The 24,683-nt window shown below is 32.6% G+C and carries 18 protein-coding genes; 8 read left to right on the top strand and 10 right to left on the bottom strand.

Annotated features, from left to right (window positions below):
• Positions 1-68 precede the first annotated feature (68 nt).
• From LY08_RS11875 to panC, 6 genes are all read right to left on the bottom strand, one after another.
• Positions 69-4,253, bottom strand: coding sequence for a LamG-like jellyroll fold domain-containing protein (locus tag LY08_RS11875; RefSeq protein WP_158526736.1), 4,185 nt, complete (start codon positions 4,251-4,253; stop codon positions 69-71).
• 260 nt (positions 4,254-4,513) lie between these two features.
• Complete coding sequence (gene radA, locus LY08_RS11870) at positions 4,514-5,872, bottom strand: DNA repair protein RadA (protein WP_111660665.1); 1,359 nt, start codon at positions 5,870-5,872, stop codon at positions 4,514-4,516.
• Positions 5,873-5,875: 3 nt separating this feature from the next.
• The gene (locus tag LY08_RS11865) at positions 5,876-7,021 is read right to left on the bottom strand and encodes an alpha/beta hydrolase (protein ID WP_111660664.1); all 1,146 of its coding nucleotides are present in this window, start codon (positions 7,019-7,021) and stop codon (positions 5,876-5,878) included.
• Between the two features lie 36 nt (positions 7,022-7,057).
• Positions 7,058-8,014 (bottom strand): lysylphosphatidylglycerol synthase transmembrane domain-containing protein, encoded by a 957-nt coding sequence (locus LY08_RS11860; protein ID WP_111660663.1) that lies wholly within the window; start codon positions 8,012-8,014, stop codon positions 7,058-7,060.
• Entirely contained in the window at positions 8,015-8,365 is a 351-nt protein-coding gene (gene panD / locus LY08_RS11855; RefSeq protein WP_111660662.1) for an aspartate 1-decarboxylase, read from the bottom strand.
• A gap of 13 nt (positions 8,366-8,378) precedes the next feature.
• Positions 8,379-9,227, bottom strand: coding sequence for a pantoate--beta-alanine ligase (gene panC / locus LY08_RS11850; RefSeq protein ID WP_111660661.1), 849 nt, complete (start codon positions 9,225-9,227; stop codon positions 8,379-8,381).
• 110 nt (positions 9,228-9,337) lie between these two features.
• On the opposite strand from panC, the gene LY08_RS11845 reads away from it, so the two are divergent.
• From LY08_RS11845 to LY08_RS11815, 7 genes are all read left to right on the top strand, one after another.
• Positions 9,338-10,147, top strand: a complete 810-nt coding sequence (locus LY08_RS11845) for a glycogen/starch synthase (RefSeq protein ID WP_111660660.1) — start codon at positions 9,338-9,340, stop codon at positions 10,145-10,147.
• Between the two features lie 26 nt (positions 10,148-10,173).
• On the top strand, positions 10,174-11,808 hold the full coding sequence (locus LY08_RS11840) for a DUF4270 domain-containing protein (protein WP_111660659.1): 1,635 nt from the start codon (positions 10,174-10,176) through the stop codon (positions 11,806-11,808).
• 6 nt (positions 11,809-11,814) lie between these two features.
• Positions 11,815-13,662 carry a glutamine--fructose-6-phosphate transaminase (isomerizing) gene (gene glmS, locus LY08_RS11835; RefSeq protein WP_111660658.1) on the top strand — a complete coding sequence of 616 codons (1,848 nt, stop codon included), beginning with the start codon at positions 11,815-11,817 and terminating at the stop codon, positions 13,660-13,662.
• 195 nt (positions 13,663-13,857) lie between these two features.
• Positions 13,858-16,623 carry a TonB-dependent receptor gene (locus tag LY08_RS11830; protein ID WP_111660657.1) on the top strand — a complete coding sequence of 922 codons (2,766 nt, stop codon included), beginning with the start codon at positions 13,858-13,860 and terminating at the stop codon, positions 16,621-16,623.
• A 2-nt stretch (positions 16,624-16,625) separates the two neighbouring features.
• Positions 16,626-18,116 (top strand): SGNH/GDSL hydrolase family protein, encoded by a 1,491-nt coding sequence (locus LY08_RS11825; RefSeq protein ID WP_111660656.1) that lies wholly within the window; start codon positions 16,626-16,628, stop codon positions 18,114-18,116.
• A gap of 168 nt (positions 18,117-18,284) precedes the next feature.
• The gene (gene atpD, locus LY08_RS11820) at positions 18,285-19,793 is read left to right on the top strand and encodes a F0F1 ATP synthase subunit beta (RefSeq protein WP_111660655.1); all 1,509 of its coding nucleotides are present in this window, start codon (positions 18,285-18,287) and stop codon (positions 19,791-19,793) included.
• Between the two features lie 77 nt (positions 19,794-19,870).
• Complete coding sequence (locus tag LY08_RS11815) at positions 19,871-20,149, top strand: F0F1 ATP synthase subunit epsilon (RefSeq protein WP_111660654.1); 279 nt, start codon at positions 19,871-19,873, stop codon at positions 20,147-20,149.
• A gap of 77 nt (positions 20,150-20,226) precedes the next feature.
• Here LY08_RS11815 and LY08_RS11810 read toward each other — a convergent pair whose 3' ends face one another.
• The 3 genes from LY08_RS11810 to LY08_RS11800 all read right to left on the bottom strand — a co-directional run bounded on the left by LY08_RS11810 (position 20,227) and on the right by LY08_RS11800 (position 22,683).
• Complete coding sequence (locus tag LY08_RS11810) at positions 20,227-20,667, bottom strand: LexA family protein (protein ID WP_111660653.1); 441 nt, start codon at positions 20,665-20,667, stop codon at positions 20,227-20,229.
• Between the two features lie 127 nt (positions 20,668-20,794).
• The gene (locus LY08_RS11805; protein ID WP_111660652.1) at positions 20,795-22,054 is read right to left on the bottom strand and encodes a Y-family DNA polymerase; all 1,260 of its coding nucleotides are present in this window, start codon (positions 22,052-22,054) and stop codon (positions 20,795-20,797) included.
• Positions 22,055-22,131: 77 nt separating this feature from the next.
• Entirely contained in the window at positions 22,132-22,683 is a 552-nt protein-coding gene (locus LY08_RS11800) for a GNAT family N-acetyltransferase (RefSeq protein ID WP_111660651.1), read from the bottom strand.
• Between the two features lie 78 nt (positions 22,684-22,761).
• On the opposite strand from LY08_RS11800, the gene LY08_RS11795 reads away from it, so the two are divergent.
• Complete coding sequence (locus LY08_RS11795) at positions 22,762-23,175, top strand: putative signal transducing protein (RefSeq protein ID WP_111660650.1); 414 nt, start codon at positions 22,762-22,764, stop codon at positions 23,173-23,175.
• 11 nt (positions 23,176-23,186) lie between these two features.
• Here LY08_RS11795 and LY08_RS11790 read toward each other — a convergent pair whose 3' ends face one another.
• Positions 23,187-24,680, bottom strand: coding sequence for an aminotransferase-like domain-containing protein (locus tag LY08_RS11790; protein WP_111660649.1), 1,494 nt, complete (start codon positions 24,678-24,680; stop codon positions 23,187-23,189).
• Positions 24,681-24,683 lie beyond the last annotated feature (3 nt).

Here is a 24,683-nt window from a genome sequence, read left to right as displayed (position 1 = left end):
GCCAATAAAGCACACAGATAACTAATTGATTTAAAAATACTTAAAATAAATACTAGAAATTCTAGCTATTAATTTATAATAAGCTTTTTATTAATAATTTGAGCATTATCTAATTGAATACTGACTACATATAGTCCTGTACTTAAACTAGTGATAAGCAATCCTTTTTCTAATTGATTTTTTGTAATAAAATTATCACTAAATACTTTTTTACCAGATGCGTCATGTAAGCTAATAGACCTAGCTTCTAACTCTAATCCTTTTACAAATAATAGCTCTGAATCATTATTAAAATAAATTAAAGCCTTATCAGAATTTAACTGAAACTCTTCATTACTTAACGCTGCAGGTTTCTGGAAGACTATTTTAAATCTGTTTTCAAAAGTTCCTGCTTCTGATGTAAAATCATATGCTAATTCTGAAGTTAAATCGTGATAAATTCCTGTTTGATTATCTAATAAATAAACTTCTTGATTAGTTGTAAAGTTTTCAAATTCTGAAACTATTATCGAGTAAGACATGGTTCCTCCTGACGTAAAACTAAGCTCAATTTCTTTGTCTGTTGTAATAGGACTATATGCTTGTATAACAGCTTGCTTAGCGCTTAAAGGCAATGTTAAATCGTTTGCAAATGTTTCATTAGCAAAAGCATCATAGCCATAATCAAAAGCATCTGAAGTGGTATCACTAAACCCTAATACTAGTTCTCTACCTAATCCATTATCAGTAGTAAACTGAAGTTTCATTTTTTGTATTGCTGGTTCCTGAATTGACGACTCGGTTTCGTTGTTACTTGTTCTAAAAAACTGAGAGTCTCCAGAAGATTCTGTTTTAAATATTCTTTGATTGTTATTAAAAACTATATCTCCTGTATTATTTATTTCTACCATAAATCCTTGTCCAACTGGCAAATACCTTTTAGGAGTTTTGGTACCAGATTGATCTGCAGTAGCACCACCATTTATTCCAATAAATTGATAAGCTCTTACCTTACCTAATTTATTTAACGTTGCATAGCCACCTTGATATTGATTTAAAATGTGCGAGTCTCCAGCCCATTGTTCCCATAAATAAATTGCTCCTGTTGTAGCTTGACTATTATCATCAATAAATTGATGAGCATCTATTGCAGAAGCGTATGGGTTACCAACTAAGTATTCTGTTTTACTAACTCCTGGAACAGAACCTGATCCACCAGTGTCTGTTGCACTTAATAGTATAGTACCATTATTTGGTTTTCCTTCAAAAGTATATTCTGAAAGTGATCCACCTCCTTTTTGAGTATAACCCATACCTGGTACTAACGGAGTGCTTGTTGATAACACATCCCAATCGTAATAAGTTACTCCATTTTGATAGCTATATAACCAATAACTACTAATTTTACCATCTTCATGGTACGCATTAGTAAACTGCACATCATTACCAGATGAATCTTTTAACATGTTTAAAGAAAAAGAAGTATTATTAGAATTATTAAGTAATGTATTGTTATTTGTTAAGCTAGTATTAGCAGTTACACCAACTGGACTACTCCAATAATTATATCTATATACACTACTAACACCCTCTTGTCTTCTCTTAATTTTACCTGATGAAAGTGTTACTAAATCACTATTAATACTTTGAATTAACTGAGAGTCGCTTTGTAGGACCAATGTACCATCTAAGCCTAAATACCAATTATTGATAATTGCATTATCACCGTTTACTGTAAAAGTTTTTCCTGCATCAATATAAAGCCCTAATTGTGTATGAGAATTAGACGATGTAATATTATTTTTTACCTGTACAATACTCCAATCTTTGTTTGTAGAAACATCCTCAATATCCCAAACCTCGCCATGCAACCAAGTGGATTGACTTGTCCAATCTCCATCCATTGAAGTTACATAAGGCATTGGTGCTGTTTGACCTTGTACTGTTGTTATATTATTTAAAGTTAGAAAATTATCATATGAAGAATAATCTTTAGTTGTGTTTGAAATAATATTACTCATAGGATAATAACCAATTAGATTATTCCATGATACTTTTAAACTAGTTGCAATATCTAATATATCTTTATTAATTATTGTTCCTTTTATATCTCCAGAGTTGTTCTCTATTTCTTGGTAAACAATTCGTTGGATTTGATCTGTAGTTAACGCTTCATTAAATACTCTTACCTCATCAATCTCTCCTGTAAAATATTGTTTATTACTAGTGTTTCTTGAAAGTCTTCCAACTTCAAAATTTCCGTTCCAAGAACTTGTTGTAGTAATAACTTGCCCTACTTGAATAGGACTTGTAGTACTGGTATCTTTTTTACCATCAACATAAATTGTTTGCGTTCCTGTAGTTGCAGAAAATGTACCTGTAATATGATGCCATTCATTATAATTAATACTGTTTCCTATTACATTAGAAGTAATTCCTGCAGATGTTCTTATTGAAAAAATAGGCGTTACACCATTATACATTATGATACGACAAGAGATATCTTCTCCTGCAACTGTAGTATATGTTTTAGTACCATTTACAGGATCTGACTTTACCCATGCCATAAATGTAATTTCACCTAGACCATTTAATAAACTATTACCAGACAAATAATCATCTATTCCGTCAAAATCTATACTTGCAGAAGCAGGTGGATTTATATTAAATAAATCTCTATAATCTAAATCTCCTCCTGAAGATAAATCTCCATCAGAATCTGGTAAAATCAGTAAATCTGCTGGGTTATTTATTTGGTCGTTTACATCACTAGGATCATTAGTATTAGTACCTTCAAATACATTGTCTAACCCATCATTATCAGCATCTGAATATGAACCAATTGTATTAACCATTCCATTTTCTTCAATATCAAGCAATCCATCATTGTCAGAATCGTCGTCTAAATAATCTGGCGTATTATCTCTATCAGTATCTATTAAACTTGTTAATCCAAAACCGTAAGCATCATCTATACCATCCTGATTTAAATCTGTCATTAAAAGCCCATTTCCAGATGGAGCAATGTAACCATTAGTTGGTTGTGCTTCAATGTTATCAGGGATTCCATCATCATCAGAATCTATATCCAGAAAATTATAATTATTAGTATTATCTGTATTCATTGGATTATTTCCAGATCCTGCAGAACTTGGTATACCAGAAGTGTTCCAACCTGTTCCAATTGTTCCATCAGCTTTTCCGTCAAAATTTGCATCTGTACCACCAGACTCCATGACATCTGTTATTCCATCATTATCACTATCAAGATCTAAATGATTTGGAATACCATCTGAATCAATATCTAAATTTGCACAAATACCAGCACTATTTAATACACAAAAATCTGCGTCTTGATAATTTGGTGTACCATCAACATCATGATCTGCTGAAGGATCAATACCGTTTGATTCTATTAAATCTGAAATACCATCATTATCATCATCTAAGTCATCTACATCACTATATTTATCGTTATCACTATCTGGAAGAGTTAGAATAAATAATTTTCCATCTCCATCATCGTAACTTGCTGCAGTTATTTGAGCTTTAGTAATTAAAGATCCTGTTGGAGCAATATCGTCTAAATAAAACAACGCAATACCAATAGTACCATAATTATCTATCACACGATCACTAAGCCAATAGTCTGATCCAAATTGTGGTGGGTTAACAGCTCCTGGTGTACCAAGATTACTAGTTGATCCCGTACCACCAAAACCGTATTTTGTAGACCCTTGGTTTACAAAAGTTTCTCCTAAACTTTGCTCGGCACCACCACCTACTGGGATACCAAAAAACTCAATATGATAACAATTATTAGCATTACGTTCTGTTATGGCAACTACACCACTAGAACTTGCAATAATCCCTGAACCGTAAGACAAAGTTTGTCTTTGAGCATTAGTGGATCCCTCTAAAAGATAGTTATCACAAATATTTGCTCCATTACCATTTGTTTCAAAGTAATTATTAAGGTTTAATGATTGATAAGAAGTTAATGCAGAGCTATTCCAAGTTGGACTTGCACTTGTAGTTTCTATTTTAGGACCGTTTAATCTAATACTATTGTATCCATGACCATTAGGACCTAATTGAGTTAATTCATATGCTGATGGGACACCAAATTGAAAATACACATTTCCATTTACGGTAATACTTTCTATGGTTGCAGGTTGCTTAGGACCTGTTTGATTATCACTCCATTGAAAACTTACTCCGGATTGAATACTAGGTGCATTAATCTGTGCATTAACAGAAACTGTTAATGACAATATTATTAAAAATGTTAGTTTGGAAATAATAGCCGATAGACTATAACCAAAACACAAGCTTATGTTTTTGCTCAAAAGTAGGTTCATAAAATATATAGATTTGGGATCTAATACATTACAAATCTAAGTCTTAACTAATTAAAACAATCTTATTGTTAAAGATATTAGTTATAACGATGTGTTTTATCGATTAATTACAAATACATTCTAAAATCATCGATAAAATGCATTTAAATAGGTTTAGATAACTGTATTGATTTTCAAATAATAAACTCTACTAAATCTTCAATCTTAGAAATTAATCGAATATTAATTGTCGTTTTTTTAAGAGATATTTTATTATATTTTGATACAAATATTGTAGAAAATCCTAATTTTTCTGCTTCAAGAATACGCTGCTCTACACGTTGAATAGGTCGAATTTCTCCCGACAATCCTACTTCTGCTGCAAAACAAAAATTTGCTGGAATCGCTTGATCTTCATTAGAAGATAAAATAGCTGCTACTACTGCTAAATCTATTGCTGGATCATCAACAGTAATACCACCAGTAATATTTAAAAACACGTCTTTAGCACCTAGCCTAAAACCTGCTCGTTTTTCTAGTACTGCCAAAAGCATATTTAATCGCTTGGCATTAAATCCTGTTGCACTACGTTGTGGCGTACCATAAACCGCTGTGCTTACTAAAGCTTGCACTTCTATCATTAACGGTCTCATACCCTCTAAAGTTGCTGCAATAGCATGACCTGATAACTCTTCGTCTTTTTTAGAAATTAATATCTCACTTGGATTAGACACTTCTCTTAAACCAGACCCTTGCATTTCATAAATTCCGAGTTCATGTGTGGAACCAAATCGATTTTTTTGTGCTCTTAAAATTCTAAACACATGATTGCGGTCACCTTCAAATTGCAACACGGTATCAACCATATGCTCTAAAATTTTTGGACCAGCAATATTACCATCTTTAGTAATGTGTCCAATTAAAACAACAGGTGTATTTGTTTCTTTAGCAAATTTGATTAGCTCTGTTGTACATTCTTTAATTTGAGATATACTTCCGCTTGACGATTCTATATAATCACTATGTAAGGTCTGTATAGAATCTATAATCACAATATCAGGCTCTAAAGCTTCTATCTGTTTAAAGATATTTTGTGTCTTAGTTTCGGTAAGAATGTAACAATTATCATTAATTGGGTTAATGCGTTCTGCTCGCATTTTTATTTGTTTTTGGCTTTCTTCTCCAGAAACATAAAGCGTTTTATAAGGAAGTTTTAAGGATATTTGTAGCAACAATGTACTTTTACCAATACCTGGTTCTCCGCCCAAAAGGGTTAACGATCCAGGTACAATTCCGCCACCCAATACACGATTAAATTCGGCATCCAATGTATCTAATCTAGCTTCCTTAGAAGAGTCAATCTCGTTAATCCTTAATGGTTTAGAAACTCTTTTTTGAGTGTTTGTTGGAGTTTTCCAATCACTTTTTTCAGGTTTTTGCACCAATTCTTCAACAATTGTATTCCACTCTTTACAAGCATTACATTGTCCTTGCCATTTGGCATATTGCGTTCCGCAGTTTTGACAAAAAAAAGTGGTTTTTACTTTTGCCATAAGTTAATATCCAAAGTCAGCTTTAATTTGTTCCGCTAGTTCTAAAACATGATCTTTAGTAATGCCCGCAATTTCTGACAAAACATATGCAGATTGATATGTTTTCATTGCTTTTTTAGGCTCACCTGTTTCTTCATAAAATCGCCCTAAGTAATAGTTACCAAGCAACGTGTCTGGGTATTCTTTTCTGGCTAGTTTACCTAGATCCTCAAAATATTCCCACTTTTTATTCTTTTTTATAGCTGCTTCAATTGCTTTAAAATCGTTTATTAAAATAGGTTTTTCAATACCAAATAAATCCTCTATCATTTGGTACTTATCCGTTAGATATTCTACTGGATTACCTTCTAATTTTAAGATAGTTTCTTTATACTCTTTTTTACTTATTGGCTGAAAAACAAAAAAGATACTTTCAAGCGCTTTAGGTATTGCGTGTGCTGGTAAAGAATAATGAGATGGTCCTTCAAATGTATCAAATGTTTTTAACACATTATCATTATCTATTGCTTTTAAACTACTTGATAGGGCTTCTGTTTTTTCCTGAATATTTGCTACATCATTTGTTGTTGTAGCCAAATAATAAAATGTTTTTTGCTCTAATTTTGGAAACACTTCTGTTAAATAATCTGCCATATCTGGTGCTAAATCTGGGCTTAACACTATATAAGATTGAAATAATGGAATCCCTTTTAACAAGTAATAATTAATAAAATTAGCAGTTTTACCATGTCCTACAGCAACTTTAAAATTTTCTGTACGGAAAGTTTTATTTACAAAAGGAACCAACTCCATGCTTACAAACTCAAAAAAAGCAGCTCCAGTCTCGATTGGTAACGAGTTTTGCTCGCTGTAATAACAGTCGTTTTCTCTTAACCCATATTGGTTAATACCAATAACAATAGCTTCAGGTATATCTTCCCAATAGGCATAATAATCTACATTTCCTGCAACTGGTTCAAATAAATAATCTGCATCAAACACATAAATAACTGGGTATTTTTTATCTGAAGTATCATAATTTCTTGGCAATTGGATTTTTATTTGTCTGGTTTCGCCTAGCTTTTCAGAATTAAGCTCTTTATAAATGGTTTGCGCACTTATATTTTGCATAAAAAATAGGCTAACAAAAAGAAATAGAATGGGTTTCATGATAAGTTCTAATTTAGTTTGGGTGTAAGTTACAAATTATTTGTGTCGGTTAAAAAATGGCAAGTACAATAAAGAAATCCCTCCAAAAATAAAAACCAATACCGTTTGAGAGCTCCACATAATCCAGCCAAATGCACGACTTGGGTCTACAGGTAAATTAAACAATGTAAAAGCAATTACTATAGCTTCTGGGTAAGATCCTATACCACCATTAGTTGCTGCAATACTAAAACTAGCCAAAATAAATCCTATTAAAACAGCTCCAAACGGAATACCGTTTAAATCTGAGAAAGCAAGAGTTGTGACATAAAACATTAACACATACATTGTCCAAATAAATAGGGTATGAAAAATAAATGCCCACTTTTTTTTCATTTTAAATATGCTAAGCGCGCCTTCTATTAATCCATTGACAAAATTTTTGACTTTTAAAGCTATTTTAGACTGACTTTTTTTAATAAAAACAACTAGTAAAAAGACCAGCAATAACAAGCTTAAAGAACCCAAAATTATTTTTGTAACATCAAATTTTTGGATTAAAAAATCGTAGATAAAATCAAATTGTAAAAACAAGGTAATAGCAACAATACCAAGCATTACTATCATATCCGCTATACGTTCTGCGACAATGGTACCAAAACCTTTTTCAAAAGGGACGCCTTCATAATTGGTTAAAATGGTTGCTCTTGCAACTTCTCCTGCACGTGGTATGGTGTAATTAATCAAATAAGTTGCAAATACAGCCATAATGCTGTTTCCTAATTTAATTTTATAGCCTAAGGGCTCTAACATAAATACCCAACGATATGCTCTTGACAAATGACTTAAAAGTCCTAAGAAAACTCCTAATATGATGTATTTATAGTCTGCGTTTTTAGCAAATCCTATTATGTCTTGAAAAGATAATTTTGAGAGAGAATACCATATTAAAAAAACTCCCAAAAGAATTGGGAGCAAAATTTTTAATAGCCTTATAATAGGTCTTTTAGACATTTATTTAAGCAAGTTATTCTCTTCATTTGGAAACACCAATGCTGGCTTAAAAACTTTAGCTTCTTCAATATCCATAAAAGCATAAGTAATTAAAATTAGGATGTCGTCTTTTGCAACTAATCTAGAAGCTGCTCCGTTAAGTGTGATTTCTCCACTGTTTCTTGGACCAGGAATGGCATAGGTTTCTAGTCGTGCACCATTGTTATTATTTACAATTTGCACTTTTTCACCTTGAATAATATTAGCTGCATCCATTAAATCTTCGTCAATGGTGATGCTACCTATATAATTTAGGTCTGCTCCTGTTACTTTAACTCGGTGAATTTTAGATTTTACTACTTGTATTTGCATAGGGCAAAGATAATTAATTTAGAGCGATATTATCTATTAATCTTATATCGTCTGCATAAACTGCAATAAACGCTCTGTAGGTTTTAGTTTTAGTTTTTCGTTTTACTGTTTTTAAGGTTTTAACGTCTGCAATGATAAAATATTCTAATTGTAACAAATCATGATCTGCAAACTGCTTAGTAACCCATTCTGTTACTTTATTAGCACTTTTTGTGCCAAACTTTTGCTTGGCAGCTTTTAGCGTTTTATAGATAAATGGAGCTGCTTTTTTATATTCCGGTTTTAAGCGTACGTTTCTAGAACTCATAGCTAAACCATTACTTTCTCTGTGTATTTTACAACCTAAAATATTAACTGGTATATTATGTTTTTCTACCAGCTTTTTTATAATGGTTAATTGTTGGAAATCTTTTTCGCCAAAATAAGCATTATCAGGTTTTACAATTTCAAATAGACGCTTAACAATTGTTCCAACACCGTCAAAATGTCCTTTTCTAAAACGCCCTTCCATTTCAAATTCTAATCCATCAAAACTAAATGGTTGTGCTTTTGTAGTTCCGTCATAAATATCATCTACAGTGGGTGCGTAAATAATAACATCTTTAGATACAGACTTTAACAAATCAACATCGTTATCTAAAGTTCTAGGATATTTTTTTAAATCTTCAGGATTATCAAATTGTGTTGGATTTACAAAAATACTAACCACCAAAAAATCGTTATTTTTTAATGCTTGTTTCACTAAAGATAAATGTCCTTCGTGCAATGCACCCATTGTAGGCACAAAACCAAGACTTAAACCCTTTTCTTTTATACTAGAAATATGAGAGGCTAATTTGTTTTTATCAGTAAATACAAGCATTTTTTAATATTTAATTAACGCATGCAAACTTAATATTTTAGTGGCAATCTGCATAAATTTTTGTACTTTTGCGTGTTTTTTATTTTTAATTCTGAAAAGCCAAACAATTTATGAAAGATAAGAGGATATTATATGTATCATCTGAAGTGGTGCCATATTTACCAGAAACAGAAATTTCTTCAATGTCATTTGAAACGCCTAGAATGGTAAATCAACAAGGAGGACAAATTAGAATTTTCATGCCTAGATATGGAAATATTAACGAAAGAAGACATCAATTACATGAAGTTATCCGTCTTTCAGGAATTAATTTAGTGGTTAACGATTTGGATATGCCTTTAATTATTAAAGTAGCTTCAATTCCAAAAGAACGAATTCAGGTATATTTTATTGATAATGATGAATATTTTAAGAGAAAAGCAACTCTAACAGATGAAGACGGAAAGCTTTTTGAAGATAACGATGAGCGTGCCATTTTCTTTGCAAAAGGTGTAATAGAAACTGTAAAAAAACTAAACTGGTCACCAGATATTATACACGTACACGGATGGTTAGCTTCATTATTACCTCTTTATCTTAAACAATTTTATAAAGACGAGCCATTATTTAACGAAAGTAAAATTGTAACTTCAATTTACAAAAGTGGGTTTGAAAACACTTTAAATCCAGATTTAATTAAAAAAATTCAGTTTGATAATATCGAAGAAGACAAAATTAAACTGCTTGCAAAACCAACTTACAATAACTTAATGAAAGTTGCTATAGATAGCTCAGACGCATTAATTGTTGGGTCAGAAGACTTACCTGAGGAGCTTACAACCTACCTAAGCCAGTCTAAAAAACCTGTTTTAGATTATCATGCTAAAGACGAATTTAGCGAAGCATACACTAATTTTTACACAACTAGCGTTTTAGGTTAGTCATATTACAATTTTTAAAAAATTCTATGAAAACATCTTTTTATAATATAGTTAAACCTTTAATGTTTATATCTGCTATTGCTTTAATTTTAGTGGCATGTGATGAAGACTTTGTAAATATTGAAAGCGACATTAGAGGTGCTCAAAATTTTAATACAGGTAGTAAATTATTTCCTTTCGTGTCCTACAACAAAAAAGTGGGACCTATACAAACCAACAACTTATCTAATAAAGTTTTAGGTATTTACAACGATCCAAATTATGGGTCTACTTCAGCTAACTTAATTACTCAAATTACACCAACTACAACTGCTCCTAATTTTGGTGATAATACAGAGATTCTTTCAGTAAAATTATACATCCCTTATTTCTACACTTTATTAGAGACTGATGCAGATGGCAATTCGACATACGAGCTTGATTCTGTATACGGAGATGCATCTAGCCCATATAAATTATCAATATTTAGAAGTAATTATTACTTAAGAGATTTAGATCCTGAATCAGATTTTGAAAATTCACAAGCCTATTATTCTAATGCTTACACAAGTTTAAATTTGGCTAATTTTGAAGGAGATTTATTTTATGAAAATAATGAATTTACACCAAGTGAATCACAAATTATTGTTCAAGAAGTTCCAATTGATGGAACAGAAGAAGAAGAGCTAGAAAAACGCACACCTGGATTATATATAGATTTAGCAGAGTCAATAAGTGAAATTGGAATAGATTATTGGCAAGACTTTTTGTTAGAAGATGATGGCAGCGCAAATCCTGTATTAACAGATTTAGCAGATTTTAAAAATGCTTTTAGAGGTTTAATCTTTAAGGTAGAGCAAGACAATATGTCTAATGATGGTAGTATGATATTTTTAAATATGAATAACGCCAAAATTGACGTAAGATTTGAAAAAGATGGCACTGTTGAAGATCAAAGATTAAGAGAAACTTACACCTTTAACTTTAATAGTATCAAATTTAATACTTTAGAAAATTTATCAAATTTCCAAGCGATAACAGATGGAGATAATCAAAACGGAGACGACCAATTACATTTAAAAGGGTTTGAAGGATCTATGACTGTTTTAGATCTTTTTAATGGAAATATCATTGATGAAAACAACAACACACAAGACGCCTTACAATATTTTAAAGACAGAGAAGGCAAATGGTTAATTAATGAAGCAAATCTTAACTTTTATGTGGACTATACCAGCCAAGGATTACAAACCAGAGGAGGTGCAGAACCGGATAGAATTATGCTTTATGATTTGAAAAATAACACACCAATTGTAGACTATTTTACAGATCCAACTACCAACTCGTCAGACCCATTAAATTCTAAAATTATTTATGCTCCTAAATTAGAAAGAGATGAAGATGAAAACGGAGTGAAATACAAAATTAGATTAACAGAACACATTAAACGAATTTTATTAAACGATTCTACAAATGTTAAACTTGGGTTATACGTTACTTCTAATATTAATTTGTTTGGCACCTCAAAAATCCAAAGCGCTTTAGAAGATGATGTTGTTAGATTTGTCCCTCAAAGCTCAACAATAAGCCCAGAAGGAACCATTTTACATGGAAGCACGCCTAATGTTCCAGAAAATGTTAGAGCAACTTTTGAAATTTTTTATACAGAACCAAATAACTAATACATTATGTGTGGTATAGTAGGTTATATAGGTAAAAGAGAAGCCTATCCAATTGTCATAGATGGATTAAAACGTCTAGAATATAGAGGTTATGATAGTGCTGGAATAGCAATATATGACGGAACGGATTTAAAACTATCTAAAACTAAAGGTAAAGTAGCCGATTTAGAGCAAAAGATAAATAGCGAAATTTCTACTAAAGGGAATATTGCAATTGGGCACACAAGATGGGCAACCCATGGTGTACCTAATGATGTTAACTCGCATCCACACTACTCTAACTCTGGAGATTTAGTCATTATTCATAATGGAATTATTGAAAACTACGAATCCATTAAAATAGAGCTAATCAAAAGAGGCTATACATTTCAATCTGATACAGATACGGAAGTATTAATAAATCTTATTGAAGAAGTTAAGAAAAAACAAAATGTAAAATTAGGTAAAGCAGTACAATTAGCATTAACAGAAGTGGTTGGTGCATTTGCAATTGCAGTATTTGACAAAAACAAACCTAACGAAATTGTAGTGGCTAAATTAGGTAGCCCACTAGCTATTGGTATTGGTGAAGACGAGTTTTTTATAGCAAGTGACGCTTCTCCATTTATAGAATACACCAAAAATGCTATTTATCTGGAAGATGAAGAAATGGCAATTGTTAGGTTAAACAAAAAAATAAAAATCAGAAAAATAAAAGATGATTCTGAAGTTACACCTTCCATGCAAGAGCTTAAATTTAACCTCGAGCAAATAGAAAAAGGAGGTTATGAGCATTTCATGTTAAAAGAAATACATGAACAACCTCATGCTATTAAAGACACTTACAGAGGTAGACTTAGAGCAAAAGAAGGCATCATCAAAATGGCTGGTATTGATGATAACTTAGAAAAATTCACTAACGCAAGTCGTATAATAATTGTAGCATGTGGTACATCATGGCACGCAGGTTTAGTGGCAGAATATATTTTTGAAAATTTAGCCAGAATACCTGTAGAAGTCGAATATGCATCAGAATTTAGATATCGTAATCCAGTAATCACAAATAACGATGTTGTTATCGCAATCTCACAATCCGGTGAAACTGCAGATACTTTAGCTGCCATAAAATTAGCTAAAGAAAAAGGCGCATTTGTTTTTGGAGTATGTAATGTTGTAGGATCATCCATAGCAAGAGAAACACACGCAGGTGCTTATACTCATGCTGGACCAGAAATTGGTGTAGCATCAACAAAAGCATTTACTACTCAAATAACGGTATTAACTTTAATAGCACTAAAATTAGGTAAAATTAAAGGTGCATTATCTAATTCAGACTACCACTACCATTTACAAGAATTAGAACTTATTCCTGAAAAAGTAGAAAAAGCATTAAAGTCTGATGCACATATAAAAATGGTAGCAGACATATATAAAGATGCAAAAAACTGTTTATACTTAGGTAGAGGATATAATTTTCCAGTTGCTTTAGAAGGTGCTTTAAAATTAAAAGAAATTTCATACATCCATGCAGAAGGTTATCCTGCTGCAGAAATGAAGCACGGTCCTATTGCTTTAATTGACGATCAAATGCCAGTTATAGTTATAGCAGTAAATAAAGGACACTACGAAAAAGTAGTTAGTAATATTGAAGAGATTAAATCTAGATCTGGTAAAATTATTGGAATTGTAACAGAAGGTGACACTAGTGTCAAAAAATTAGCAGACCATGTTATTGAGGTTCCAGAAACATTAGAATCTCTAACACCTTTATTAACAACCATACCTTTACAATTACTTTCTTATCACATTGCGGTAATGTTAGAAAAAAATGTGGATCAACCAAGAAATTTAGCTAAGTCTGTAACAGTAGAGTAAGACAACATATTATAAATCATAATTGGCTTTAAAGTTTCTTATTAATAAAATTCAACCTTGATTTTTATTAATAATTAGTTTTAAAGCCTCTTTTTTTTGTAAATACTTATTATGCACGCATAATTTTTAACTTGTTTTTTTTAAGGTTTCGGTAAAAAACGTATATTGGCAATATTAATTAACTAAATCTAAAAAATGAGAACAATCCTTTCAATTGTATTGTTGTGTTTTAGCGGAATTGCTTTTTCGCAAACAACAATAACAGGAACAGTTGTGGACGATAGTCAACAACCAATTCCCAGTGCTAATGTTATAATAGATGGCACATCTGTAGGAACAGCTACAGATTTCGATGGTAATTTCACCCTTACAACTAATCAAAACCCTCCTTTTACTATTCAAGTAAGTAGTGTAGGATTTGCTACAGAAAATGTTGAAATCACATCTAACAATCAAAATATTAATGTGGTCCTTGCGGAAGGAACTTCTTTAGACGAAGTAGTTATATCTGCATCTAGAACTCCAGAACGTATTTTTGAGTCACCTGTAACGGTTGAGCGTTTTGGTCTAAGAGAAATTAAAAACACTGCATCTGCTGATTTTTATGATGGTTTAGAAAACCTAAAAGGTGTCGATGTTAATACTAACAGTTTAACATTTAAATCTGTAAATACACGTGGTTTTGCAACTTTTGCAAACACACGTTTTATGCAGCTAGTAGATGGAATGGACAATTCAACACCTGCTTTAAACTTCCCTATTGGTAACTTAGTAGGTATGACTGAAACAGATGTATTAAGTGTCGAGCTGCTTCCAGGAGCATCATCTGCATTATATGGTGCAAATGCCTTTAATGGTATTTTATTTATGAGAAGTAAAAACCCATTTGATCATACAGGAATTAGTGGTTCTATTAAAAGAGGTATAACGTCTCAAGAATCTGCTGGCGACAATCCTTACACAGACTTAAGTATTAGAATGGCACATAAGTTTAGCGATAAATTTGCTGCTAAAGTAAACTTTGGTTATTTAAAAGGAACTGACTGGCAAGCTACAAGTGAAGTTGATAAAATTGATCCAACCAGAACAAGAGCTAACACAGATTATGATGGTATTAATGTATACGGAGATGAGGTTGCTGCTAACATCAATGCATTAGCTGGTGGTACTGGATTAGTTCCAGATGTAGTGGTAAGTAGAACGGGTTATAATGAGCGTGATTTAACTAATTATAATGCAGAAAGTATTAAAGCAGATTGGGGATTATACTATCGTCCAATTGAAGGAAATAATTTAGAATTTTCTTATGTTGGTAAAGTAGGTACAGGATCTACCATTTATCAAGGAACCAACAGATATAACATTAATGGTTTCTTCCAACAACAACATAAATTAGAAGTTAGAAACGATAACTTTTTTGTAAGAGCATATGAAGTGTCAGATAAAGCTGGAGACTCATATGACATGGTCTTTACAGGAATTAACATAAATAGAGCTTGGAAAAGTGATGCAGATTGGTTTGGAGACTATATAAACACTTTTGTAGGTATAGACTTAGCTGGAAACCCATTAGGGCTTTCAGAGCAACAAAAACATGATGCAGCTAGAGCTGCAGCAGATACAGGTCGTTACCTACCAGGAACACCAGAATATCAAGCTGCATTTAATACTAGTATAGCAAATCCAGATTTATCTGTAGGATCAAAATTCCAAGATGCTTCTAAATATTTTCATAGTGATGCTAACTATAATTTTGGTGATCAAATTGATTGGGCTGAAATTCAAGTTGGAGGATCTTACAGAAAATACACTTTAAATTCTGGAGGTACAATTTATACTGATGCTGATAGTCCAATAGAATATTCAGAATTTGGTGTTTATTCTCAAGTTCAAAAAGATGTAGAATTATCTGAGGATATGGAATTAAAAATAACCGCTTCTGGACGTTATGATAAATCAGAATTATTTGATGGATTTTTCTCACCTAGATTATCTGCTGGTTTAACTTTAAACCGTAACCACAATATTAGAGCTTCTGCTCAAACAGGTTTTAGAAATCCAACAACTCAAGATTTATTTATTGGTTTAGATGCAGGTAGAGCAGTTCTTGTAGGGTCGGCAGAAAGTAATTTAGACCGATATTCAAGAAGTTATGATATTAGTCTAGAAGGACAAACTATGTTTGGCCAACCAGCTACTGTTACTCAATCTGGTAGAGCAGCTTATGAGAATTCATATTCTGCAAGTTCTGTTAATGCATTTGCAGCATCTGGTAACCCAGCGTTACTGACTGTAGCAAATCCAGAAATTATCAAACCAGAAAAAGTAACATCTTTTGAAGTTGGATATAGAGGTAAATTTGAAAGTCTTATTGTAGATTTTAGCACTTATTATAACAAATATGAAGACTTTATCTCTCAAGAGGTAGTTGTGTCACCACTTTATGGTACTGCAGGAGATGGAGGATTATCTGTTGCTGCATTAGCAAATGGAGATGTACAAGCATACAGCGCGTATACTAACTCTGATGCAGATGTTAAGTCTTATGGTGCATCTATTGGATTATCTACTAAAGTATTTGGTGGTTTTGATCTTGGTGGTAGTTACACGTTCACCAAACAAGATTTTGATCAAGCTGCTAATCCAGATTTTCAAACTAACTTTAATACTCCAGAACATAAGTTTAAAGCTACTTTTGGTCATACAGAAGTATTTGAAAACTTTGGGTTTAATATCGCATACAGATTTAGTGATGACTATTTCTGGGAAGCTACATTTGGAAATGGTATAGTACCAGAATTTCATGTATTAGATGCACAAATCAATTATAAAATTCCAAGTTTAAAATCTATAATCAAAGTAGGAGCTACTAACCTTACAGGTGATGAGTACTTTACTGCTTTTGGTACTGGATTTATTGGATCTATGTATTATGCATCATTAACAATTAATAACTTATAATAATGAAGACATTTAAAAACATAAAATATATAGGACTTCTTGCAATAGCAATTAGTTTTACAGCATGTAATGATGAAGAAGATTTTGAGCAGTTTTTAGATATGCCTCCTGCAGACGCTGTCGCATTACCTGCGCCAACCTCTGGTTCAGCAGACTTTTCAACCTTTGTATCATTAGGAAACTCTTTAACTGCAGGTTTTGCAGATGGTGCTTTATATAGTATTGCTCAAGAGAATTCGACACCAAATATAATGGCAAGTAAATTCTCATTAGTTGGTGGTGGTAACTTTACACAACCATTAATGAATGATAACGTTGGTGGGTTATTAGCTGGTGGATCGCCTTTACCAGGATTTGGACCTAGATTAGTATTTGATGGTGCTGGACCAGTGCCTATTACAAATTTAAATCCAGGTGCTATGACTACTACAGATATAGTATTAAATAATCCTACTGGACCTTTTAATAATATGGGTGTACCAGGTGCAAAAAGTTTTCACTTGTTAGCACCAGGTTATGGAGATTTAAATGGTTTATTTACAGTTCCAGCAACTGCTAATCCTTATTTTGTAAGAATGGCAAGCTCTTCAACAACATCTGTTATTGCAGATGCTATGGCGCAAGCACCTACATTCTTTTCTTTATGGATAGGTAACAATGACGTTTTAGGTTATGCTTTATCAGGTGGTGATGGTACTAATCCAATTACACCAACTGCTACTTTTGATTTTGCTTACTCTACGCTAATCACTACATTAACTTCAGGTGGTGCTAAAGGTGTCGTTGCAAATATTCCAGACGTAACAGCTATACCGCATTTTACAACTGTACCTTACAATCCTATACCTTTAGACGCTGCTACTGCAAGTGCTTTAAATCAAGGATATGCTACCTATAATGGTGGGCTTCAATTTGCAATGTCAAATGGACTAATAACTCAAGCAGAAGTTGATAAAAGAACAATCGCTTTTGCTGAAGGATCTAATAATGCAATGGTTTTAATTGACGAAGATTTGACAGACTTAACTAGTTTTGGTATTCCAAGTTACAGACAATCTACAGCAGACGACTTATTTGTATTGCCATTATCGTCGTTGATCCCACAAGGTTATGGAACACAAATTCCATTAGCAGACAAATGGGCTTTAACACCAGAAGAGCAAGCTGAAATCGCTACTGCTACTGCTAGTTTTAATGCAACTATCCAATCTCAAGCTAGTGCTGCTAATTTAGCATTTGTAGATGCTAATGCATTGCTAAACCTAGTGAAAGATGGTAACTTACCGTCTGGAAATTATAATTTAACTTCAGATTTAGTAACAGGAGGAGCCTTTTCTTTAGATGGTGTTCACCCAACATCTAGAGGTTATGCTTTAATAGCTAATCAATTTTTAAAAGCAATAGATTTAAAATACGGTTCAAACTTTGAAGCATCTGGAAACCTTGTAGATATAGGAGAATACAACACAAACTACTCTGCAGGTTTGCAATAAAAATAAACAGAAAAATAGTTTTAAAAACGTCTTCCAATGGAAGACGTTTTTTTGTATAAAAAAAGGTTTATAAACCACTTTTATTTTAAATTAAAACTCCTATCTTTGCACGCGAAAACAGAAGGTGTTTTCTTTCAATTAAATACCATAATATTAAATAAATAAGTAATGTCAAAAGTTACAGGTAAAGTTGCACAAATAGTAGGTCCAGTTATCGATGTAGAATTCGGAGCAGGTACTGAACTTCCAAAAATTTACGATTCATTAGAAATTAATAAAGCTGATGGTTCAAAATTAGTACTAGAAGTACAATCTCACATTGGTGAGGACACCGTACGTACAATTGCTATGGACTCGTCAGATGGTTTAAGTAGAGGAACAGAGGTTGTTGCAACTGGTGCTCCTATACAAATGCCAATTGGTAATGATGTTTACGGACGTTTATTTAACGTAATTGGAGACGCTATTGACGGTTTAGGTGATTTACCTAAAGCTGGAGATGCTGGTTTACCAATACACAGACAAGCACCTAAATTTGAAGACTTATCAACGTCTACAGAAGTGTTATTTACAGGTATTAAAGTTATTGACTTAATTGAACCTTATGCAAAAGGAGGTAAAATTGGATTATTTGGTGGTGCAGGAGTTGGTAAAACAGTATTAATCCAAGAGTTAATTAATAACATTGCAAAAGGACATGGTGGTTTATCTGTGTTTGCTGGTGTTGGAGAAAGAACACGTGAAGGAAACGATTTACTTCGTGAGATGTTAGAGTCAGGAATTATTAAGTATGGTGACGACTTTATGCACTCTATGGAAGAAGGTGGTTGGGATCTTCAAAAGGTTGATAAAACTGTAATGAAAGATTCTAAAGCAACTTTTGTATTTGGACAAATGAATGAGCCTCCTGGAGCTCGTGCTAGAGTAGCACTTTCAGGATTAACTATAGCAGAGTATTTCCGTGATGGAGCTGGTGAAGGACAAGGAAAAGATGTATTATTTTTCGTAGATAACATCTTCCGTTTTACACAAGCTGGATCTGAGGTATCTGCATTATTAGGACGTATGCCTTCTGCAGTAGGTTACCAACCTACATTAGCAACCGAAATGGGTGCAATGCAAGAGCGTATTACATCAACTAAAAGAGGATCTATTACATCTGTACAAGCGGTTTACGTACCTGCAGATGATTTAACGGATCCAGCACCAGCAACAACGTTTGCTCACTTAGATGCAACAACTGTATTATCAAGAAAAATTGCTGAGCTAGGTATTTATCCTGCGGTAGATCCATTAGACTCTACTTCTCGTATTTTAACAGCTGACATTTTAGGTGATGAGCACTATGACTGTGCACAACGTGTTAAGGAGTTATTACAACGTTATAAAGAATTACAAGATATTATTGCCATCTTAGGTATGGAAGAATTATCTGAAGAAGATAAATTAGCAGTATCTAGAGCAAGACGTGTACAACGTTTCTTATCTCAACCTTTCCATGTAGCTGAACAATTTACAGGTATTCCAGGTGTATTAGTTGATATTAAAGAGACTATTAAAGGGTTTAACATGATTATGGACGGTGAGTTAGATCACTTACCAGAAGCTGCTTTTAACCTTAAAGGTACCATAGAAGAAGCTATTGAAGCTGGAGAAAAAATGTTAGCTGAAGCGTAAAACAGTAAGCAGTTAACAGTAAGTTGTAGACAAAAAACTACTAATTACTAGTTACTGATTACTAAATACTAAAAATTATGTATTTAGAAATTGTATCACCAGAAGCAACATTATTTAGCGGAGAAGTAACTAGCGTTACGGTTCCTGGAGTAAATGGTGATTTTGAAATGTTAAATAATCACGCACCTGTTGTTTCTCTTTTAAAAGAGGGAACAGTAAAAATTACTGGTAATATAGTACTAGAGGAAGAGGTTGAAAACCGTTTTACTAAAGGCGACAAAAACACAACCTTATTAAAAATAAACTCTGGAACTTTAGAAATGAATGGAAATAAAGTTATTGTATTAGCCGACTAATACCTTACTTACATTATAACAAAAAAACGCGAAGCAGTTGCTTCGCGTTTTTTTTGTGCTTTATTTTTTAATAATAACTATACCTTTTTAATCACATTAGTAACAATTCCCCAGATTAGAAAGTCGTTTTCTTCTGTTATTTTTATAATTGGATAATTAGGATTTTCTGGCTGTAACCATACCTCATCTTTAGAAACACGTAAACGTTTTACAGTAAATTCTCCGTCTAAAAAACAAACTGCTATTTTATTATTAGCTGGTTCTAAACTACGATCTATAACTAGTAAATCATTATCGTCTAATCCTGCTCCTATCATAGATTGTCCACTAACTTTTGCGTAAAAGGTGGCTTCTTTATTTTTGACTAATTCTTCGTCTAGAGACAAGCGTTGCTCTTTAAAATCTTCTGCTGGAGATGGGAATCCTGCCGAAATACCTGTATCAAAAAACTGTCCTGCAGCATTGTCTACAGTTTCTGGTGTGAAGAAAGTTAAACTTCCTGATTTGTGTGCTATCATGGCTAAAGCTTTTTATTGGCTGATGAGCGCGTTAGGGATTGCAGTGACATCCTTTTTTGCTTTTTGGCAAAAAAGATATAACGGAAAGCCCGACCTTTAGGTAACGCCCAAATTATTTATATTTTATTTATTTTACTACTATAATATCGTTAATATTGGTGGTATATTTTGGTGATAGGCGTTCTTGACGCATTTTCCAAGTACGTTGTAAATCTTGGTTTCCTATTTTTATTTTATCGCCTCTAAATTTACTATTTAATCTATCTATAGATTGCATTAAAGGAACGTGTTTTGGGTTTTCTGATTCAAAAATGTTAAGTTGGTAATTGTTTACTGGTACTAAGCCTGAAACAATAACTCCTGCTCTTTTATACTTTATTCCTTTTTTAAAGATAGACATTACTGCTTTAACTGCACAATTACTTATTGTTAAAGATGAATTAGTAGGAAAAGATAAATTAATAGTAACACTTGCGCGATGTTGTTCTAGCGTTTTTTTATGCCTATCACTACTAAGTAATACGATTATAACGTGACAGCCAGAACCTTGTTGTCTTAGTTTTTCTGCACACCGTGTGGCAAAGGTAGAGACACGCTCTTTGATGTAGTTAATATCAGAGTAACTGTAATCAAAACTACGCGTAGTAGCTATCATTTTTTTGTCTTGACCATTCTCATCCAACTGTAGTGTTGGAATACCTTCTAAATCGCGTTTTAACCTAGATTCTACTACCGAAAAATTGCTTTTTACCCATTGGTCTGGTAGTTGTGTAAAATCTAATGCGTTTGTACACCCTTTTGCTATTAATCGTTTTGCAAGTTGTCTTCCAATGCCCCAAATGTCTTCAATTTTAGTCCATTTTAGAGCTTTGATACGTTTATCTTCGGTATCGATAACGTAAACACCTTTAGTTTGTGTTGGAAATTTTCGTGCAATTTTATTTGCAATTTTACTAAGTGCTTTTGTCGGTGCAATTCCAACAGATGTTGGAATACCTGTCCATTTTTTAACGCGTTTTCGAATGCTTTGACCATAGGTGTTTAAATTATAATGCTCAAAACCTTTAAATTCTAAAAAGGACTCGTCTATACTATACACTTCAACATCTGGAGTAAATTGTTTAAGTATGGACATGACACGACTACTCATATCGCCATACAATGGGTAATTGGATGACAACACGTGGATATTGTTAGCTTTACAAAAGGATTCCCATTTAAAAATAGGCGCTCCCATTGGCAAACCCAATGCTTTTGCCTGATCACTACGTGCGATAACACAACCATCGTTATTACTTAAAATAGCGACTGGTTTTCCTTCTAAATTAGGGTTAAAAACACGCTCGCAAGAGGCATAAAAATTATTACAATCTACTAATGCAAACATATGTGTAAAATTACAACAAAAGAAAATTACTTTTTGTAAAATTTTTAAACAATTGTGTTAAAATTTAGATGTGCTTTTTAAATCTCTAAGCTAATAATTTCCCAAAATTGGTTATTGGAGGTGTAGTTTTTTATTACTTTAAAACCAACCGCTTGATGTGCTTGGGACGAACGTTTGTTTTTGGTATCAACCTCTGTGATAATGGCATCAAAACTATCTTTTAGTTGGTCTGCCATATAACGATACAACCCTCTAAAAACACCTTGACCTCTAACATTTTTATCAACACAAATCTGACCCATTGCTATGTAATTAGTAGATAAGTGTTGTGCTTTAATGGTCTTATCTATTTCTTTAAACATAGGGACTAACAAAGGGATTTGGTGTTTAAAATCTTGTAACATAGATAAAGCGTATCCTACAACTTTACCATCTTGTTTGGCAATACAATGCGCGCAAGCATCATTCATTTTTTTTAAAATCTCAAAATCATGTTGTAAGGTTACAAAGCCTTCTTTTTGTTTTTCTTCTTCTGATATAATATGACGTAAGTTTTGTGCTTGAAGGCTTAAGATTTCTTCAAGTTCTGTTTTCGTAGTTGCCCTATGATAGGTTATTAAAGCAGACATCTTACAAAGTTTACTTAAAAATATACATAATTTTTGAATTTCATATTAATATATTTACAAAAACAAGCTTGTAATATTATGTCTCAAACTTTTAAAACCATTGCTAAATTTCAGTATTCATCTGAAGCACAAATTATAAAAGGACGTCTAGAGTCTGAAGGCATTCAGGTGTTTTTAAGTGATAACTTAACTATTGATACAGATCCTTTAGTTAGTAACGCAATTGGAGGCGTTAAGCTTAAAGTATTATCTAAAGATGCCATGCAGGCGCAGCATATTTTAGAAACTATTAATAGATACTCGGTAGACGATAATGGCAATGCCATACATTGCCCAAATTGCAATAGTCAGGAAGTTGCTATGTTTTCTACCATTAAAGATTTTAAATCTTTTTTTGCTTTTGTTTTTGGTTTTATTGCAGGTACACTTCCTTTTTACTCTAAAGATAAATATAGATGTGACAATTGTAATACAGAGTTTGATATAAAATAACAAACTTGTATTTATTCTTTAACCTCATCAAAAGCTTGTTTTAAAATTGTAACTACATTTTCTATTTCATCCTTGTTTAAATGCCCAAATCCTAACCTAATGGCACAAATTGTTTTGCTTTGATACAATATGGTTTTAGGTAAAAACAAGTCGTATACTTTAGCCTTTTCTGCTAGTTTAATAAGTGACAAATTAGAGTTAAAATTTAACCAAATTGCTAATCCACCATCTGGGACTTGCCAAGTGGCTTCATTTTTAAAATGCGTCGATAAACAATCACATAAAACATCGCGTCTTTGCTTATAAATAGTTATGTTTTTTTTAATTAATCGATGTATTTCACCTTCATCTATAAGCTCGGATAAAATTTGTTTTTGAATTAAATCACCTTGTTTATCTAGTATTTGCAAGTAGTTTTTAGCCTCGTTAATAATGTTTTCTGGAGCCACAACAAACCCTATTTGGAAGCTAGGAAAAAAAGATTGCCCTAATCGCCCTAAGTAAATAACAACACCATGTCCATCTGCACTAGCCATAGGTAACATAGCAGAGCCATTAAACTGGAAATCGTAGTCAAAGTCGTCTTCAATAATGGCAAAATTATATGCTTTTGCTAACTGTAATAATTTTAAACGTCGTTCTGCAATAAGCGTGACTGTTGTTGGATATTGTCTGTGTGCACAAACATACACAGCTCTAATACTGTTTTTTGTATAGTTTTTTTCAATAAAATCTACATCAATTCCATGGTCATCTACAGGGATAGTTTGTATTGTAGCTCCTGCTTGTTGAAAAATCATATTTGACTTATAATGACTTAAATGACCAACCAATACAATATCATTTTTTTGTATTAATAGCTGAGAAATTATGTACAGACTCATCTCTGTACTACGTGTACTTAAAATATTTTCTGGTTTTATATGAAAGCCTCTAGTGGCATTTAAATAGTTACATAACTGCGTACTAAAAGTTTTATATGATTGCTCTTGGGTTTGATTCCATTTTGAAATTAATGATCCACGCTTCATTGAAGCACTATACCATTTTGAAAACTGATGCGTTGGATGAAGTCTTAAATCGGGTTGTCCATCATTAATTACATACTTACTAACCGAAAACTCTTCAGTAGACGCCAAATTAAACGACGATTGAAACGAAAATCCTGAAGTTTTAGGATACGTTTTCAATTTATCAAAACCCTGACTAGTTGCTTTAATTGCAGCTGTTTTTTGTTCTGGCTTTAACACAAAAGTCCCCTTATTGGCTACAATATCTACCCAACCTTGAGAGGCAAGCTCGTCATAAACTGCTACTGCTGTATTTCTGTTAATAGATAATAATTCACTTAATTTTCTTGTTCCTGGTAAGGCAGTTCCTTCAGGAATATATCCGCGTTGTATAGCGTTACAGATTTGTTGTGCTATTTGAATATAAATATAAGTATTAAGTGATTTTTCAAAATGAATTAATTTTTTTAAAATTTCATCAACCGGACTACTCATTGT

The sequence above is a fragment of the Olleya aquimaris genome, from assembly GCF_003259525.1.
GTDB lineage: Bacteria > Bacteroidota > Bacteroidia > Flavobacteriales > Flavobacteriaceae > Olleya > Olleya aquimaris.
The sequence above is the reverse complement of the archived record's forward strand: the minus strand, read 5'-3'. Positions and strand labels throughout refer to the sequence as shown.

Excerpts from the sequence above, each read along its gene's own strand:
- radA (WP_111660665.1), bottom strand. The coding sequence starts at position 5,872 with ATGGCAAAAGTAAAAACCACTTTTTTTTGTCAAAACTGCGGAACGCAA.
- LY08_RS11865 (WP_111660664.1), bottom strand. The coding sequence starts at position 7,021 with ATGAAACCCATTCTATTTCTTTTTGTTAGCCTATTTTTTATGCAAAAT.
- LY08_RS11860 (WP_111660663.1), bottom strand. The coding sequence starts at position 8,014 with ATGTCTAAAAGACCTATTATAAGGCTATTAAAAATTTTGCTCCCAATT.
- panD (WP_111660662.1), bottom strand. The coding sequence starts at position 8,365 with ATGCAAATACAAGTAGTAAAATCTAAAATTCACCGAGTTAAAGTAACA.
- panC (WP_111660661.1), bottom strand. The coding sequence starts at position 9,227 with ATGCTTGTATTTACTGATAAAAACAAATTAGCCTCTCATATTTCTAGT.
- LY08_RS11845 (WP_111660660.1), top strand. The coding sequence starts at position 9,338 with ATGAAAGATAAGAGGATATTATATGTATCATCTGAAGTGGTGCCATAT.
- LY08_RS11840 (WP_111660659.1), top strand. The coding sequence starts at position 10,174 with ATGAAAACATCTTTTTATAATATAGTTAAACCTTTAATGTTTATATCT.
- glmS (WP_111660658.1), top strand. The coding sequence starts at position 11,815 with ATGTGTGGTATAGTAGGTTATATAGGTAAAAGAGAAGCCTATCCAATT.
- LY08_RS11830 (WP_111660657.1), top strand. The coding sequence starts at position 13,858 with ATGAGAACAATCCTTTCAATTGTATTGTTGTGTTTTAGCGGAATTGCT.
- LY08_RS11825 (WP_111660656.1), top strand. The coding sequence starts at position 16,626 with ATGAAGACATTTAAAAACATAAAATATATAGGACTTCTTGCAATAGCA.
- atpD (WP_111660655.1), top strand. The coding sequence starts at position 18,285 with ATGTCAAAAGTTACAGGTAAAGTTGCACAAATAGTAGGTCCAGTTATC.
- LY08_RS11815 (WP_111660654.1), top strand. The coding sequence starts at position 19,871 with ATGTATTTAGAAATTGTATCACCAGAAGCAACATTATTTAGCGGAGAA.
- LY08_RS11810 (WP_111660653.1), bottom strand. The coding sequence starts at position 20,667 with ATGATAGCACACAAATCAGGAAGTTTAACTTTCTTCACACCAGAAACT.
- LY08_RS11805 (WP_111660652.1), bottom strand. The coding sequence starts at position 22,054 with ATGTTTGCATTAGTAGATTGTAATAATTTTTATGCCTCTTGCGAGCGT.
- LY08_RS11800 (WP_111660651.1), bottom strand. The coding sequence starts at position 22,683 with ATGTCTGCTTTAATAACCTATCATAGGGCAACTACGAAAACAGAACTT.
- LY08_RS11795 (WP_111660650.1), top strand. The coding sequence starts at position 22,762 with ATGTCTCAAACTTTTAAAACCATTGCTAAATTTCAGTATTCATCTGAA.
- LY08_RS11790 (WP_111660649.1), bottom strand. The coding sequence starts at position 24,680 with ATGAGTAGTCCGGTTGATGAAATTTTAAAAAAATTAATTCATTTTGAA.